Origin of the sequence: Amycolatopsis sp. CA-128772 (assembly GCF_002904295.1) — a bacterium.
Lineage (GTDB): Bacteria > Actinomycetota > Actinomycetes > Mycobacteriales > Pseudonocardiaceae > Amycolatopsis.
The window spans coordinates 36,443-51,156 of the sequence record NZ_PPHG01000067.1 but is presented as its reverse complement, the minus strand read 5'-3'; the positions used below and the strand labels follow the sequence as shown (position 1 = coordinate 51,156).

The window sequence follows — 14,714 nt, the reverse complement described above, 5'->3', positions numbered from 1 at the left end:
GACCGATCCGGTGGGCATCCGGTACACCGCGGCCGCGAAGGCGCGCGCCCTGCCGGACGTCACCCGGGCCGCCCCGGGCATCCCGGGGCGGCCCTTCGACGAGGAACTCAGCCGAAGAAGACTTCGGCTTCCTGGTAGCGCTCGGCCGGGACGGTCTTCAGCTCGGCCGTCGCCTCGGACAGCTTCACGCGGACGATGTCCGTGCCCTTGAGGGCGACCATGACGCCGAAGTCGCCGTCCGCCACCGCGTCGACCGCGTGCAGGCCGAAGCGGGTCGCGAGGACGCGGTCGTAGGCCGTCGGGGTGCCGCCGCGCTGGACGTGGCCCAGCACGACCGCGCGGGACTCCTTGCCGGTGCGGTGGGCGATCTCGTCGGCCAGCCAGGTGCCGATGCCGCCGAGGCGGACGTGCCCGAAGGCGTCCTTCTCGCCGGTGAGCAGCTTCTCCTCGCCGCCCTCGGGCAGCGCGCCCTCGGCGACGACGATGATCGGCGCGAACTCCTTCTCGAAGCGGCGCTCGACCCAGGAGACGACCTGGTCGACGTCGAAGTGCCGCTCCGGCACCAGGATCACGCTCGCGCCGCCGGCCAGGCCGGAGTGCAGCGCGATCCAGCCGGCGTGCCGGCCCATGACCTCGACGACCAGCGCACGGTGGTGCGACTCGGCCGTGGTGTGCAGCCGGTCGATCGCCTCGGTCGCGATGGAGACCGCGGTGTCGAAGCCGAACGTGTAGTCGGTGGCGCCGAGGTCGTTGTCGATCGTCTTCGGTACACCCACGACGCCGACGCCGTCGTCGGTCAGCCGCTTCGCGACGCCGAGGGTGTCCTCGCCGCCGATCGCGACCAGCGCGTCGACGCCCTGCTCGGCGAGGACCTGCTTGATCTTGTCGACGCCGCCCTCGACCTTGTACGGGTTGGTGCGCGAGGACCGCAGGATGGTGCCGCCGCGGGTGAGGATGTCCTCGACGTCGTTCAGGCCCAGGGGACGGCTGTCGCCGGTGAGGGGGCCGTTCCAGCCGTTGCGGAAGCCCACGAAGTCCCAGCCGTGCACCTCGATGCCCTTGCGCACCACGGCGCGGATCACCGCGTTGAGCCCCGGGCAGTCGCCGCCGCCGGTCAGCACACCGACACGCATGAGAAGCCTCCGTCTGTTCTCGGGAGATGACAGTCACATTTCGTCGTCCGCCAGCGTAGCGGCTCTCGTCTTGATCGGTGCAGGGCGTACCACCTGCCGGATCGGTCCCTCGTGACGGCTGTGCTACGTTGGCCCCGTGCAGCGCTATTTCTGGTTTACGAAGCCGGCCCCGGGTGGGCACGGCGGCGTGAACCTGCGCTGACCTCCCACCCCGAGCCGGATTTCGAAACCGGCTCGGCGAGTCCCCCGCGGGTCGGTGTCCACCAGGAAGGAACACCCCCGCCATGACGCTCTCCGCCGGACCGGCCACCATCGGTGACCTCGACGCCGCGCGCACCACGTCGATCAGTCCGCTCATTTCGCCCGCGCTGCTGCGCGAAGACCATCCGGTCGACGCCGCCGTCGCGAAGGTGGTGCGGCACGGCCGCGCCGAAACGGTCGACATCCTCGAGGGCCGCGACGACCGGCTCCTCGTCGTGGTCGGCCCGTGCTCGGTCCACGACCCCGAGGCGGCCCTCGACTACGCCCGCCGGCTGTCGGCGAAGGCCGAGGAGCTGCGCGGCGAACTGCACGTCGTGATGCGCGTGTACTTCGAGAAGCCGCGCACGACGCTGGGCTGGAAGGGCCTGATCAACGACCCGGACCTGGACGGCACGTTCGCGGTCAACAAGGGCCTGCGGCTGGCCCGCAGGCTGCTGCTCGACGTGTCGGCGCTGGGCCTGCCGGTGGGCTGCGAGTTCCTCGACCCGATCACGCCGCAGTTCATCGCGGACATCGTGACGTGGGGCTCGATCGGCGCGCGCACGGCGGCGAGCCAGGTGCACCGCCAGCTGTGCAGCGCCCTGTCGATGCCGGTGGGCATCAAGAACTCGACGGAGGGCGACGTCCAGGTGGCGATCGACGCCACCCGGGCGGCGGCGGCGAGCCACGTGTTCCCGGGCATCAACACGGACGGCCTGGCGGCCCTCCTGACGACGGCGGGCAACCCGGACTGCCACGTGATCCTGCGCGGCCACAACGGCGGCCCGAACTACGACACCGCTTCGGTGGTGGACGCTCTGTCACGGCTGGCGAAGGCGGGGCTGCCGGAGCGGGTCATCATCGACGCATCGCACGGCAACAGCGGCAAGGACCACGTGCGCCAGGGCGCGGTGGTGCGGGAGCTGGCTTCACGGATCGCGGGCGGCGAGCGCGGGATTTCGGGGCTGATGATGGAGAGCTTCATCGCCGGCGGGCGGCAGGAGCTCGCGCTGGGGCGGGCGGAGGAGCTGACCTACGGGCAGTCGATCACGGACGCGTGCCTGGCTTGGGACGACACGGCACCGCTGCTGGAGGAGCTGGCTTCGGCGGTGCGGGCGCGCCGCTGACGGGGGTTGGTCGGGCTTGGCGGGGGGTGCGCGCCGGTGAGGGGGCTCGGCTTCCGGGCCTCTCGGCGGCGCGCAGCTGGCGGGGTTCGGGTCGGGCTGGGCGGGTGCGCGCCGGCGACGGGATTCGGGTCGGGCTTGTCGGGTGCGCGCCGGAGGGGATTCGGCGTCCGGACCTCTCGGCGGCGCGCCGCCGAGCCGCTTCGGGGCCTCTCGGCGGCGCGCGCGCCAGCCGGGGGTCCCCGCCCGGGGGATCCCCGGCTTTCACGTTACCGATAGGCACCGACAGTTTCGGTTCGTGCGAGCCGGGCCCACCCGGTCCGCACGGACCCGAACCGCCCGGGACTCAGCCCGGCTGGAAGAACTCCAGCAGCCGCTGCGCCGCGTCCGGGGACATCAGCAGTTCCTGCATCCCCGCCGACATCCGGGCCGCCGCTTCGGTGCGTTCGAACATCTCCTTCTCGTACTCCGCCACCGCCGCCACCTGGTCGTCCGGGTGCGCCACCAGCGCCAGAGCCAACAGCGCGCCGTCCAGCAGGGCCATGTTGGCGCCCTCGCCCACCGGGGGCATCAGGTGCGCCGCGTCGCCGAGCAGGGTCACGTCCGGGTGGGATGGCCAGGTCAAGCCCACCGGCAGCGTCGTGAGCGTGCGGGGCGCTATCCGGTCGTCGCACGCCTCGATCAACGCCGTGATCCTCGTGTCCCAGCCTGGGAGCAGCTCGATCAGGCGGGCGCGGGCCGCCGCCGGGTCGTCGAAGGGGATGCCGCTCGTCGCGAACCAGTCCTCGCCCGTGTTGTAGAAACTCACGCCGATGCGGACGCGGCCGTCGCCGTTGCGCTGGGCCGCCAGGGAAATCCCGTCGCCGAGCACCCAGTAGTTGCCGCGGCCGACCATCGCCGCGAGGTCCGGGTGGGTGCGGTCGATGTCCGGGATGCCGATCTCGACGGCGTTCTGGCCGAGGTGCTCCGGGCGGGCGTCGGTCACCAGCCGGCGGACCCGGGACTTCGCGCCGTCGGCGCCGACCAGCAGGTCGTACCGCGCGCTGCCGCCGCCGGCGAAGCGGACCACGCCGTCGGCGGCGGACTCGTAGGCGTGTCCCCAGTGGACGGCGCCCTCGGGGAGCGAATCCAGCAGCAGGTTGCGGAGGTCGGCGCGGTCCACTTCCGGCCGCAGGAGCGGTGCGTCGTCGGGGGTGTCCTCCTGCAGCAGCAGGGTGCCGTCCGGCCGCAGGAGCCGCATGTCCTGCCCCTCGCCGCGGGCGATCGTGAAGAACTCTTCGAGCAACCCCGCCTCGCGCAGCGCGCGCTGTCCGGAGTGGATGTCGAGCATGCTGCCCTGGTCCCGCGCGCCCCGCGACGGCTCACGCTCGTACACGGCGGCGTCGATGCCGTGGACGTGCAGCACCCGGGCCAGGGCCAGGCCACCCATCCCGGCTCCGATGATGGCGATCGTCATGGTCGTCCCCTTAATACGCTGTACATATCGATACACCGTATCGCAGGAGGCGATGTATCGTCCCCGGCATGTTGGTGTGGGAACGACCCGAGCCGCCCGAGCGGCCGGCGCCGGGGCCGCTGAGCCGGGAGGCGATCGTCCGCGCGGCGATCCGGCTGGCCGACGCGGACGGCCTGGACGCGGTCTCCCTGCGCAAGGTCGCCGGCGCCCTGGACGTCGGACCGATGCGGCTGTACGGCTACATCGACACCAAGGAAGAGCTGCTCGACCTGATGGTCGACGCGGTCTACGCCGGGATCCGGGCGGACGGCGACGGCTGGCGCGAGGTGCTGCGCTCCCACGCCGAAGCCGTCCGCCGGGCGGTCCACCGGCACGAATGGCTCGCCGACCTGATCGGCGGGCGGCCGCAGCTCGGGCCGAACACCCTCGCCGGCGGGGACGCCGTGCTGGCCGGCCTGAGCGGCATCGACCTGGACGTCGTCGTGCCGGCGGTCGCCGCGGTCAACGCGTACGTGATCGGGGCGGTGCGCCGGGAGATCGGCGAGCGGCGGGCCGAACGGGTCAGCGGGCTGGACCAGCGGCAGTGGCAGGCCGCCTACGGGCCCTACCTGCAGCGGACCTTCGCCACCGGCCGGTTCCCCGCGGTGGCCTCGATGGTTCGCGACGGCCCGCACCTGACCGCCGGCGAAACCTTCCGGCTGGGCCTCGAGTTCCTGCTCGACGGCATCGCCGCGCGCATCAGCGGCGGTGGAAGTACTCCTCGATGACTTCCCAGCGGGCCAGGTTGTGCTTCGCGTCCGCCAGGGCGTCGTGCTGGTCGGTGGGCGCGGCCGGCAGCTTCGGCTTCCCCGCGTCCTCCCAGCGCTGACGCAGGTCGCGGGTGAACCGCGGCAGCTGCCGGGGCAGGGCGGGCATCGGGCCCCACAGCTGGGCCAGCGCCACGTGGTCGTACGCCGCGAACCAGGCCCACAGCTCGATGCCGCCCGGGGGCTTGCCGAAGAACTCGAGCAGGTCGGTGCGGATCTTCTCGCGGCTGCGCCACGCCCGGTCGGCCGGGGACGGCAGCTTGTCGAGGACGTTGTCGCGGACCCACGGCCCGGCCTTCGCGGGGTCGAACTCCGTCGAGACCGCGTAGAACTCGCGGCCGCGTTCGTCCACCACCCCGATCGACACCAGATCGATGGTCACGCCGTCTTCGATGAACTCGGTGTCGTAGAAAAAACGCACCGGTGAAAACTAGCAGTGGCGCGCGGCGCCTCCGTTGAGGGCGGTGGTGGGTCAGCCGACCTTGGAATCCGGCACCCGGGCCGCATCACGCGCGGCGGGCTGGGAAGGCACCTTCGGCTTCACACCGGCCGCCTCCGCGGCGAGGAGTTCCTTCGCCTTCGCCGCGTAGATGTCCACGTACTCCTGACCGGACAGCTCCATCAGCGCGTACATGATCTCGTCCGTGATGGACCGCTCGATGAAGCGGTCACCCGAGAGACCCTCGTAGCGCGAGAAGTCCAAGGGCTTGCCGAAGCGGACTTCGAGGCGGCGGGGCCACCACATCTTCGAACCGATCGGGTTGACCTTGTCGGTGCCGACCATGGCCACCGGGACCACGACGCCGCCGGACTCCAGGGCGATCCGGGCGACGCCGGTCTTGCCCTTGTAGAGGCGGCCGTCCGGGGAGCGGGTGCCCTCCGGGTAGATGCCGAGCAGGTGGCCGGCCTTGACCAGGCGGATCGCCGTGTCGAGCGCGGCCTGCGCGGCGTTGCCGCCGGAGCGGTCGATCGGAAACTGGCCGACGCCGGTGAAGAACCACTTCTTGAGCGTGCCCTTGAAGCCGGGCTCGGTGAAGTACTCCGACTTCGCCGGGAAGGTCACCTTGCGCTTGACCCGCAGCGGCATGAAGAACGAGTCGGCGACCGCCAGGTGGTTGCCGGCCAGGATCGCGCCGCCCGTCTCGGGGATGTTCTCCGCGCCGACGACCTTGGTCGGCCACAGCGTCTTGAGCAGCGGTCCGATGAATACCCACTTCATGAGCCAGTACAGCACCGGTGCCTCAGTCCTCCATCGCAGCGCAGCCCCTGTTCACCCGAGACGAACAGCCTACGAACACCGGTGGCCGCCGCACAACGCGGACCACCCGGTTACCACTTCGGCAGCGATCGATCTCACAGCGAATTCCGGGCCCGGGCGGACCCCCACAACGTCCGCCGGCCGTGAGAGCATGGAGGGACTGCCCCGCTCACACGGAAGGCGATCGCATGGGCGTGCTCGCCGGCGCGGAACCGTTCGGCCACACCGGTTCGGCCGATACCGGGTTCCTGCTCTGCCACGGGTTCACCGGTACCCCGGCGAGCATGCGGGCCTGGGGTGACCACCTGGCCGAGGCCGGGTTCACGGTGCGCTGCCCGCTGCTGCCGGGACACGGGACCCGCTGGCCGGACCTCAACCGCACGACGTGGGAGGACTGGTACGGCGCCGTCCGCGAGGCCCTGCTCGCGCTGCTCTCGACGTGCCGGACCGTGTTCGTCGGCGGCTTGTCCATGGGCGGCACGCTCACGCTGCGCCTGGCCGAGGAGTTCGGCGACCGGATCGCCGGGATCGTCCTGGTCAACCCGTCGGTGACGCGGCTGAAGTGGGACACGCGGCTGCTGCCGGTGCTGGGCCGGATCGTGCCGTCGGTGCCGGCGATCGCGAACGACATCAAGAAGCCGGGCGAGACGGAGCTGGCCTACCCGCGCACGCCGGTGCGGGCCGCCGCGAGCCTGGCGAAGCTGTGGACGGTCGTGCGCGCCGACCTGGCGAAAGTGACGCAGCCGGTGCTGCTGCTGCACTCGTCGGTCGACCACGTCGTCGAGCCGGTGAACTCGCAGCTGGTGCTGCAGGGCGTCTCGAGCACCGACGTCACCGAGGTCGTGCTGGAGAACAGCTACCACGTGGCGACGCAGGACAACGACGCCGAAGTGATCTTCACGCGCAGCGTCGAGTTCGCGCAGGCGCACGCCGCCCAGCCGGAGGAGACCGCATGAGCCGGGGGAAGGACGGGCCGGAGGACGTCGACGCGACGTTCGCCGAGATCGTCGCCGACCTGCGCGCCGGCGGGTTCGGGCTGCCCGAAGACGACACCGCCGACACCACCGGCACCACGGAGAGCGCCGGCGCCACCGGGGCCGGGAACGAGCCGCGGAAGACGCCGGACCGGCCCGCCGAGCCGCCGGCCGCCGACTCGACGCCGGACCCCGGCTGGCGGTCCGGCGGAGGGACGTCGTGGGACACCACGATGTTCTCCGACGACCCGGCGGACGACGACGAGCACTACGTGCCGCCGGAGCCGCCGCCGCTGCCCCGGCCGAAGATGGGCGCGTTCCTCATCCTCCTGCTGTTCCTGGCCGGGCTGTTCCTGCTGATCCTGCCCGGCGCGATCGGCGTCGGCCCGACGGTGGCGACGCCGCTGGGCATCCTCGCGCTCGCGACGGCGATCGCGCTGCTGCTGCTGCGCGTGCGGCAGGGTCCGCCGCCCGGCGCGGACCCCAGCAACGGCGCCCAGGTCTGACGCGACGGCGATGCACATCGAGTTCAGCCCTTCGCGGCGATCGACCGTCGGCGCGGAATGGGAGCTCGGCCTGGTCGACCGCCGCAGCGGCGAGCTGTCCTCGGTGGCCGAGCAGATCCTCGACGCCGTCCGGCCCGACGGGCAGGCCGAGCACCCCAAGATCAAGCAGGAGCTGCTGCTCAACACGATCGAGATCATCACCGGCGTCTGCGACACGATCGCCGAGATCAAGGCCGACCTGAACGACTCGCTCGACGTCGTGCACGGCATCGCCGACCCGCTCGGCGTGGAAATGTTCTCGGCCGGGACGCACCCGTTCTCGAACTGGTACCAGCAGAAGGTCACCGACAAGGAGCGCTACGCCAAGCTGATCGACCGGACCCAGTGGTGGGGCCGGCAGATGCTGATCTACGGCGTGCACATCCACGTCGGGGTCGACCACCGCGAGAAGGTGCTGCCGGTCCTCGACGCGCTGCTCAACTACGCGCCGCACCTGCAGGCGCTGTCGGCGTCGTCGCCGTACTGGGGCGCCGAGGACACCGGGTACGCGTCGAACCGGGCGCTGATGTTCCAGCAGCTGCCGACGGCCGGGCTGCCGTTCCAGTTCCGGAAGTGGGCGGAGCTGGAGAGCTACGTCGAGGACATGTTCACCACCGGCGTGATCGACCACTTCTCGGAGATCCGCTGGGACATCCGGCCGGCCCCGCACCTGGGCACGATCGAGATGCGCGTCTGCGACGGCCTGCCGACGCTGCAGGAGGTCGGCGCGATCGCGGCGCTGACGCAGTGCCTGGTGGACGACTTCGTCGAGCGCCTCGAAGACGGCGAGATCCTGCCGACGCTGCCGCCGTGGCACGTCCAGGAGAACAAGTGGCGCGCGGCGCGCTACGGCACGGACGCGATCGTCATCCTGGACGCGGCGGGGCGCGAACGGCTGGTCACCGACGACGTGGCCGACCTGCTGGACCGCCTGGAGCCGGTGGCGCGGCGCCTGGACTGCGTGGCGGAGCTGCGCGACGTCGAGACGATCCTGCGGCACGGGCCGAGCTACCGGCGGCAGCGGGCGGTGGCGGAACGGCACAAGGGCAGCCTCAAGGCGGTGACGGCGTCCCTGGTCGCCGAGATGCGCGAAGGGATCCTTCGCGGTTAGAGCTCGTCGAGCTGCCGGCGGAGGGTGCCGGGGCCGAGGATTTCCGCGCCGAGCGCTTCGACGCGGCGTTTGAGCTCCCGGTCGGCCGTCGCGACCAGGACCCTGGCCTGCTGCCGTGCGACGACTTCGACGATCTTCGAGTCCCCGTCGGTGTCCGCGGCGACGACCTCGACCCCGGTCGCCGGCGTGACGTGCTTGGCCTGGCCCTCGACGACCAGGATGATCCGCGGCCACCAGCTGACGGCCGGGTCCCCGGGGTCCGGCACGCCGGCTTCGGCGAGCTTGGCGAGCTGGTCGCGCAGGCGCTCGGCGGCGCCGTGCCGGTCACGCCACCAGCCGTCCGGGCGCGAGCCGACGACGTTGGCCGCGTCGACGACCAGGACGAGCTCCTGCCCGACGCGCTCGCGCAGGTCCGGCCAGGCGGCGGCGAAGTCGCGGTGCAGCCGGTACCCGGGGACGTCGTCGGGATCCACCCAGCGCACCTCCGCACTTTCGGTGTTGGCGACCCGCGCCTCGGCGCCCTCGGCGAGGGCGAGGACGGTGGTGTAGCTCCAGTCCCCATGATCCACCACGGAGGCCGAGACGGCGCGGAAGGCATCGGCGGGGATGGACGTTTCTTCGAACGCTTCGCGGGCGGCCGCTCCTCGCGCCGTTTCGCCGGCTTCGATGGCCCCGCCGGGGAGCGCCCAGGTCCGGCCGTGGTGCACCCACCAGGCCCGGCGCTGCAGGAGGACGCCGCGGGCGGGGTCGACGAGCAGCAGGCCGGCGGCACCGTAGCGGCCCCAGTGGACGTGCCCGCAGGAGCACTTGACGAACACGCTCGCGGTGGGGGCACTCACCCGGCCAGCCTGTCACACTCGCGGGCGTGACCCCGTTCGATCGGCTCAAGCCCACCTTCTGGGACGCCGGCCCCGGCGAGCCGCTGAGTGCCCGCACCTTCGCCCACGCCGGCCGCGAACTGGGCGTTCGGCTGCCGCTCGAGCTGGGCGAACTGCTCGGCCTGCGCAACGGCGGCACGGTGGCGGCCCCGTTCGACGCCTTCCCGACGAGCGCGCCGACGTCGTACAGCGACACGCACGTGCCGTTCGACCACCTGCTCGGCGTCGGCGGCCGGCTGTCGCTGCTGGACTCGCCGTACCTGAGCGGCGAGTGGGACCTGCCGAAGCGGGTGGTGGTGCTGTCGGGCGACGGCCACACGTGGATCGCGCTGGACTACCGAAAGTCCGCGGAGCCGTCGGTGACGTGGTTCGACGTGGAGCTGGGTGCCGAGCTGGCCTTGGCGCCGACGTTCCGGGCGTTCGCCGAGGGCCTGGTGCCGTCGGCCGGCTTCCCCGAGGAGTGAGCGCGGCCGCCGATGACGGCGGTGAGCAGGATGGCCAGCGTGCTGCCGGCGAGGATGACCACGGCGAGCACCGAGGCGGGGATCAGGGGCTGGAGCAGGAAGTGGGCGGCCACCACCCAGCCGGCGAGCGCCACTTGGGACGCGGTGACGTCCACCCACCGGCGGCGGGTCTTCCGGCGCACGACCGCTGCCACGGCCACCAGCAGCAGCACGCCCCGAGCCCGATCGCGATCCCCATGGCCGGGGAGTACCCAGTGCCGGGAACGGGCGAACCCCTCGCGGGCCCGCCCCCGGTTTCCACGTTACCGGGAGGCACCGACAGTTCCGTGCGCGCGGAGCTGGTTGCCGCGGGCACCCCCACCAGGTCAGACCGGGGTCTTCGCCGCCTCCAGCGCCAGCGCCGCCGCGCCCACGATCGCCGTCTGGTTGCGGCGGGTGCCATCCACAGGGTCAGACCGGGGTCTTCGCCGCCTCCAGCGCCAAGGCCGCCGCGCCCACGATCGCCGTGTCGTCGCCCAGGTGGGCCGTGCGGATCCTCGCCAGGGGCCGGTGCCTCGCGCCCGTGATCGCGCCCGCGTAGTGTTCGCGGGCCTCGTCCAAGAACAACGGCGCCGACTCCGACACTCCGCCGCCGATCACGATGATCTCCGGGTCGAACACGTCCGCCACCAGGGCGAGGCCCTCGCCGAGCCACTTGGCCAGCTCCGCCATCGCCAGCTGGGCGATCGGGTCGCCGTCCCGGGCCGCGCCCGCCACCCGGCGGCCCGTCACCGAGCCCGGGTCGCCCGCCACCTGGGGGGCCAGCACCGTCGAACGGCCCGGGTGGCGGGCCAGCAGCTCCACCGCCGTGGCCGCCAGGGCCGTTCCGCTGCAGTAGCGCTCCCAGCAGCCGTACTTGCCGCACGGGCAGGGGCGGCCGCCGCGGACCACCGTCAGGTGCCCCAGCTCCGGGGCCACTCCGTACGCGCCGCGGAACAGCTTGCCGTCCAGCAGCAGCCCGGCGCCGATGCCCGTGCCCAGGGCCACCAGTGCCGCCACGTGGGCGCCGCGGGCCGCGCCGAAGCGGTGCTCGCCCACCATGGCCGCGTTGACGTCGTGCTCCAGCAGCACCGGGAGGCCGACGCGCTTCTCGATCCGGTCCGCCACCGGGGCGCCGCGCCAGGCCAGGTGCGGGGCGAACATCACCGACCGGCGGTCGCGCGCCACGAAACCGGCCACGGCCAGGCCCACCCCGGCCACCTCGTGGCGGTTGCGCAGGTCCTCGACCACGCCGGCGATCGCGTCCTCGAGGGCGCCTTCCTCGGTCGGCGTCGCGACGCGGGCCGTGTCGAGCAGCGAGCCGCGTTCGTCCACCACGCCGGCCCGGACACTCGTCCCGCCGACGTCCACCCCTATCGTCCGCACTCAGCTCTCCCACTCGTCGCGCCGGCGGACGGCGATGTGCTGCACCCTGGCCGGCACCGTGGCGTCCGCGGCGGGCCGCGGTGCGGGTTTGAACCCGGGCATGTGCACGCCCTCCTCCGGTTCCCAGCGGTCCGCGAGCACCGCGCGCAGCAGGGCGACCAGCTGGGCGAGCTGCTCGGTCAGCCGCACGAGGAGTTCGGGCCGCTCACCGCGCACCACGGCGACGATCGCACACAGCGGACACCAGCCGCACGCCGAACCGTCCGGGTTCGCCTCGTCAGGGGTGCTGTGATCCCCGGGGCTTCGCCCCGAGCCGGGGGCTCCGCCACCCGGAACCCCCGAAAAGCTGCCGTGCCCGGCGGCGAGCACCCCGTCGAGCCACGGCGCCGCCTTCTCCGCGACCAGCTCGGCGAGCAGGCGGATCTCCTCCGCCAGGCGCGGCCCGTGTTCCTCTTCGCTCACCCGCGTCCCCGGTTCCCGGCCAGGTGCACGACCAGGCCGTCGGCGTCGGATTCCGCGCCGGTGATCCGGCACGGCCGCAGCGGCTCCGGCAGGGCGATGAGCCTGCGGAAGCCGTCCACGGTGATCGCCAGGTCGTCGTCGACGCGGGCGAGGTCGACCTCGGCGTCCCGCGCCAGCGGGATCGCGACGCGCAGGGTGTACCCGGCCGGGCCCGGCCGCACGCGCAGCAGCGGGGTCACCGGGGTGCCGTTCCCGTCGAGCGGGTCGCCGTCGCGGTACAGCTCGGCGGCGATCTCCAGCAGCGCGGGCAGCCCGACCGGCTCGGCGGCGCGGTGCTCGACCCGGGTGACCGGGGTGATCCCGGCCGCGGCCAGCCCGGCGAGGACGGCGTCCTGCTGGGTGCGGCGCGTCCGCAGCCACGACGCGGCGGCGCCGCGCCACATCCCGGGCGCGGGCATCAGGCGGTTCGCGATCAGCCCGTCGACGGCGATGCCGCGCAGGGCCAGCGAGCTGAGCGTGCGCCGCGCTTCGGCGACGACCACCCGCTCCGGGGTCAGGACCAGCCGGACCGTCGTCACCGCCGGGTCGGTGAGCAGCCCGCGCAGGCCGTCGAGGTGGGCGCCGAGGCGACGCACGGGCTCGGTGACGCGGCGCCCGAACACGCGGGTCAGGTAGCCGGAGAAGGCCTCGGGCAGGGCCAGCAGCCGCAGCGTCTCGGCCGTCGGCCCGCAGTCGACGACGACCGTCTCCCACGGCCCGTCCTCGGCCAGCCGCCGCACCTCGGTCAGCGCGAGCAGCTCGTCGACGCCGGGCAGCACGGTGAGTTCTTCGGCGTCGAGGTCGTCCAGGCCCGCACCGGCCAGCACCGCCCGCAGCTCGCCGCGAAGGCCGGCCCAGGTGGCGTCCACCAGGGTGCGCGAGTCGATCTGCACGCCGGACAGCAGGGTGTCCACTTCGGACGGCTCGGCGCCCAGCGGCCGGGCGAACGCGTCGCCGAGGGAGTGCGCCGGGTCGGTGGACACGACGAGGGTCTTCCTGCCGCGGGCGGCGAGGGCGGCGCCGGTGGCCGCGGCCAGCGTGGTCTTCCCGACACCCCCCTTGCCGGTGAACAGCAGGATCCGCACGCTACCCCTCAGCCCGCTTCTTGAGCTCCTTCAGCGCGGTGTCCATGACCATCTTCTCGGCCTTGCGGCGCAGCAGGCCGATCATCGGCAGCGCCAGCTCGACCGAGAGCGTGTAGGTGACCCGCGTCCGGCCGCCGCCCAGGTCGGCCAGCGCGTAGCGGCCGTTCTGCGCCTTCTGCATCTGGCCCTTGACCAGGTGCCAGCTGACGCCGAGGCCGTCTTCGTCCCAGTCGTATTCGAGGGTGTAGACGTCCTTGATCGGGCCCGCGTCGAGGGTGAGCTTGACCTGCTTGGCCCGCCCGCCGGCGTCGGTGTCGAGGACCTCGGTCTCCCGGACGGCCTTGGCCCATTCCGGATAGGCGGGGAAGTCGGCGATCACGGCCATCACCCGGCTGGGCTCGGCGTCGACCTCGATGGACTGTGTGGACTGCTCGGCCATGGGTCGAAGCGTAGCCGCCGCGGTTGGTCACCAGCGCAGCACGTACGGCTGCCCGGTCTCCTTGAAGTGACCCACGTTACGGCACTCGGTCAGGCCGACCCGGGCGCGCGGCGCCAGCGGCTGGTGCACGTGCCCGAACACCGACCAGCGCGGCCGCTGCACCCGGATCAGCTCCAGCAACGCCGCCGAACCGATCTCGCTGCGCCGCGCCACGACGTCGTAGACCAGCTCGGGCAGGGCCGGCGGGCCGTGCGTGCAGAGGACGTCGACGTCGGTCAGTGCGGCCACGCTCCGGTCGTAGTCCTCGCGATCCCGCAGGTAGGGGCGCCAGGCGGCGCCCTTGCGGCGGCGCGGGACGACGCCGTCGGGCAGCAGCGCGCCGCCGACGAACCCGAACCGCAGGCCGCCGATCTCGGCCACCTCGCCGTCCAGCACCCGGATGCCCTCGCCGGCGAACTCGGGCCACAGGTCCGGGGTGTCGACGTTGCCGGGGGTGGCGTAGGTCGGCGCGGTCATCGCCGCGAAGAGGGTGGCGTACTGGGCGCGGACGGCCTCGTCGACCGCGCCGGCCGGGTCTTCGAGGCCCGCCCAGAGCGTGCGCGAGTAGGCAACGGTTTCGTCACGGGTGCCCTCGCGGCGCAGGCGGGCGAACTCGCCCACCTTGTCCGCGCCGAACAGGGCGCCCATGATGCCCTTCTCGTGGTCGCGGTAGTCGACGAAGTCGATCAGGTCGCCGAGCACGACCAGGGCGTCCGCCCCGTCGCCCGCCCGCTTCAACGCGTCGGCGTTGCCGTGCACGTCCGAGACGACGTGAACTCGCACCCCTGGTCCCCTTAGCCCTCGCCGCGCGGAGGAACCCCGGGCTCGCGCCCGTCCTCCAGGATCTCCTTCAGCCCGAGCGCGATCGCCTTCGCCGCGCGGGCCCGCCGGTCGAACTCCCGGCGCAGTTCGCGCGGACCCAGCGCACGCGGCGTCCCGGCCGCATCGGCAGGCGTCGCCCGCAGGAAGTAGTGCAGCAGGGTGCCGTCGAGCACCGGCTCGAGCCAGACCTCCATCGTACCGACGAGCGCGCCCCGCACGGTCCAGCGCAGGCCCTTGTCGCCCCGGTCGGTGTAGACCTCGAGGACCAGGTCGGGCCAGTAGCGCCGCCAGGACGCCGGCTCGGCGAAGACCGCGGCCACGGTGGCCGGTGGCACGGCGAGGAAGGTCTCGTCGACGATGTCGAGGGAGGGTGGCGCGGTCACGTGCGAAGAATGTCACGGCCTCGCCGCGCGACGGCGATCAGCATGGTCTTAA

The 14,714-nt window shown here is 72.9% G+C and carries 17 protein-coding genes; 6 read left to right on the top strand and 11 right to left on the bottom strand.

The annotated features are described in order from the left end of the window. Positions 1–107 precede the first annotated feature (107 nt). Complete coding sequence (locus tag C2L59_RS23315; RefSeq protein WP_103351639.1) at positions 108–1,133, bottom strand: 6-phosphofructokinase; 1,026 nt, start codon at positions 1,131–1,133, stop codon at positions 108–110. 284 nt (positions 1,134–1,417) lie between these two features. On the opposite strand from C2L59_RS23315, the gene C2L59_RS23310 reads away from it, so the two are divergent. Next, complete coding sequence (locus C2L59_RS23310; RefSeq protein ID WP_103351638.1) at positions 1,418–2,500, top strand: 3-deoxy-7-phosphoheptulonate synthase; 1,083 nt, start codon at positions 1,418–1,420, stop codon at positions 2,498–2,500. Positions 2,501–2,843: 343 nt separating this feature from the next. Here the strand turns inward: C2L59_RS23310 and C2L59_RS23305 are convergent, their stop codons facing one another. Then, entirely contained in the window at positions 2,844–3,953 is a 1,110-nt protein-coding gene (locus C2L59_RS23305) for an NAD(P)/FAD-dependent oxidoreductase (RefSeq protein ID WP_103351637.1), read from the bottom strand. Positions 3,954–4,021: 68 nt separating this feature from the next. Between C2L59_RS23305 and C2L59_RS23300 the strand changes: the two genes are divergently transcribed. Beyond that, positions 4,022–4,720, top strand: coding sequence for a TetR/AcrR family transcriptional regulator (locus C2L59_RS23300; RefSeq protein WP_103351636.1), 699 nt, complete (start codon positions 4,022–4,024; stop codon positions 4,718–4,720). Here C2L59_RS23300 and C2L59_RS23295 read toward each other — a convergent pair. Both C2L59_RS23295 and C2L59_RS23290 read right to left on the bottom strand, forming a co-directional pair. Next, positions 4,692–5,180, bottom strand: coding sequence for a polyadenylate-specific 3'-exoribonuclease AS (locus tag C2L59_RS23295; RefSeq protein WP_103351635.1), 489 nt, complete (start codon positions 5,178–5,180; stop codon positions 4,692–4,694). The genes C2L59_RS23300 and C2L59_RS23295 overlap by 29 nt on opposite strands. Before the next feature lie 51 nt (positions 5,181–5,231). Beyond that, positions 5,232–5,993, bottom strand: coding sequence for a 1-acyl-sn-glycerol-3-phosphate acyltransferase (locus C2L59_RS23290; protein WP_103351634.1), 762 nt, complete (start codon positions 5,991–5,993; stop codon positions 5,232–5,234). Positions 5,994–6,205: 212 nt separating this feature from the next. On the opposite strand from C2L59_RS23290, the gene C2L59_RS23285 reads away from it, so the two are divergent. From C2L59_RS23285 to C2L59_RS23275, 3 genes are read left to right on the top strand one after another with little or no spacing between them, the layout of a single operon-like run. After that, on the top strand, positions 6,206–6,973 hold the full coding sequence (locus C2L59_RS23285) for a carboxylesterase (RefSeq protein ID WP_103351633.1): 768 nt from the start codon (positions 6,206–6,208) through the stop codon (positions 6,971–6,973). After that, positions 6,970–7,497: a hypothetical protein gene (locus C2L59_RS23280; protein ID WP_103351632.1), complete on the top strand. Its 528-nt coding sequence runs from the start codon at positions 6,970–6,972 to the stop codon at positions 7,495–7,497. Before C2L59_RS23285 ends, C2L59_RS23280 begins: the two co-directional genes overlap by 4 nt. A gap of 10 nt (positions 7,498–7,507) precedes the next feature. Continuing rightward, positions 7,508–8,647: a glutamate--cysteine ligase gene (locus C2L59_RS23275; RefSeq protein WP_103351631.1), complete on the top strand. Its 1,140-nt coding sequence runs from the start codon at positions 7,508–7,510 to the stop codon at positions 8,645–8,647. Here the strand turns inward: C2L59_RS23275 and C2L59_RS23270 are convergent. Then, positions 8,644–9,486, bottom strand: coding sequence for an NUDIX hydrolase (locus C2L59_RS23270; RefSeq protein WP_103351630.1), 843 nt, complete (start codon positions 9,484–9,486; stop codon positions 8,644–8,646). The two genes, C2L59_RS23275 and C2L59_RS23270, sit on opposite strands and share 4 nt — an antisense overlap. A 26-nt stretch (positions 9,487–9,512) precedes the next feature. Between C2L59_RS23270 and C2L59_RS23265 the strand changes: the two genes are divergently transcribed. Next, entirely contained in the window at positions 9,513–9,989 is a 477-nt protein-coding gene (locus C2L59_RS23265) for an SMI1/KNR4 family protein (protein ID WP_103351629.1), read from the top strand. 450 nt (positions 9,990–10,439) lie between these two features. Here C2L59_RS23265 and C2L59_RS23255 read toward each other — a convergent pair whose 3' ends face one another. The 6 genes from C2L59_RS23255 to C2L59_RS23230 are packed head-to-tail and all read right to left on the bottom strand — an operon-like array spanning position 10,440 to position 14,662. Further along, complete coding sequence (locus tag C2L59_RS23255) at positions 10,440–11,378, bottom strand: ROK family protein (RefSeq protein WP_003074370.1); 939 nt, start codon at positions 11,376–11,378, stop codon at positions 10,440–10,442. Positions 11,379–11,393: 15 nt separating this feature from the next. After that, a complete protein-coding gene (locus C2L59_RS23250; RefSeq protein ID WP_103351628.1) occupies positions 11,394–11,855 on the bottom strand; it encodes a hypothetical protein in 462 nt (153 codons plus the stop codon). After that, positions 11,852–12,979 (bottom strand): ArsA family ATPase, encoded by a 1,128-nt coding sequence (locus C2L59_RS23245; protein WP_103351627.1) that lies wholly within the window; start codon positions 12,977–12,979, stop codon positions 11,852–11,854. Before C2L59_RS23245 ends, C2L59_RS23250 begins: the two co-directional genes overlap by 4 nt. A gap of 1 nt (position 12,980) precedes the next feature. Further along, entirely contained in the window at positions 12,981–13,418 is a 438-nt protein-coding gene (locus tag C2L59_RS23240) for an SRPBCC family protein (RefSeq protein WP_003074379.1), read from the bottom strand. Between the two features lie 27 nt (positions 13,419–13,445). Continuing rightward, the gene (locus C2L59_RS23235; RefSeq protein WP_103351626.1) at positions 13,446–14,240 is read right to left on the bottom strand and encodes a metallophosphoesterase; all 795 of its coding nucleotides are present in this window, start codon (positions 14,238–14,240) and stop codon (positions 13,446–13,448) included. A gap of 11 nt (positions 14,241–14,251) precedes the next feature. Beyond that, a complete protein-coding gene (locus C2L59_RS23230) occupies positions 14,252–14,662 on the bottom strand; it encodes a polyketide cyclase / dehydrase and lipid transport (RefSeq protein ID WP_103351625.1) in 411 nt (136 codons plus the stop codon). Positions 14,663–14,714: the final 52 nt, after the last annotated feature.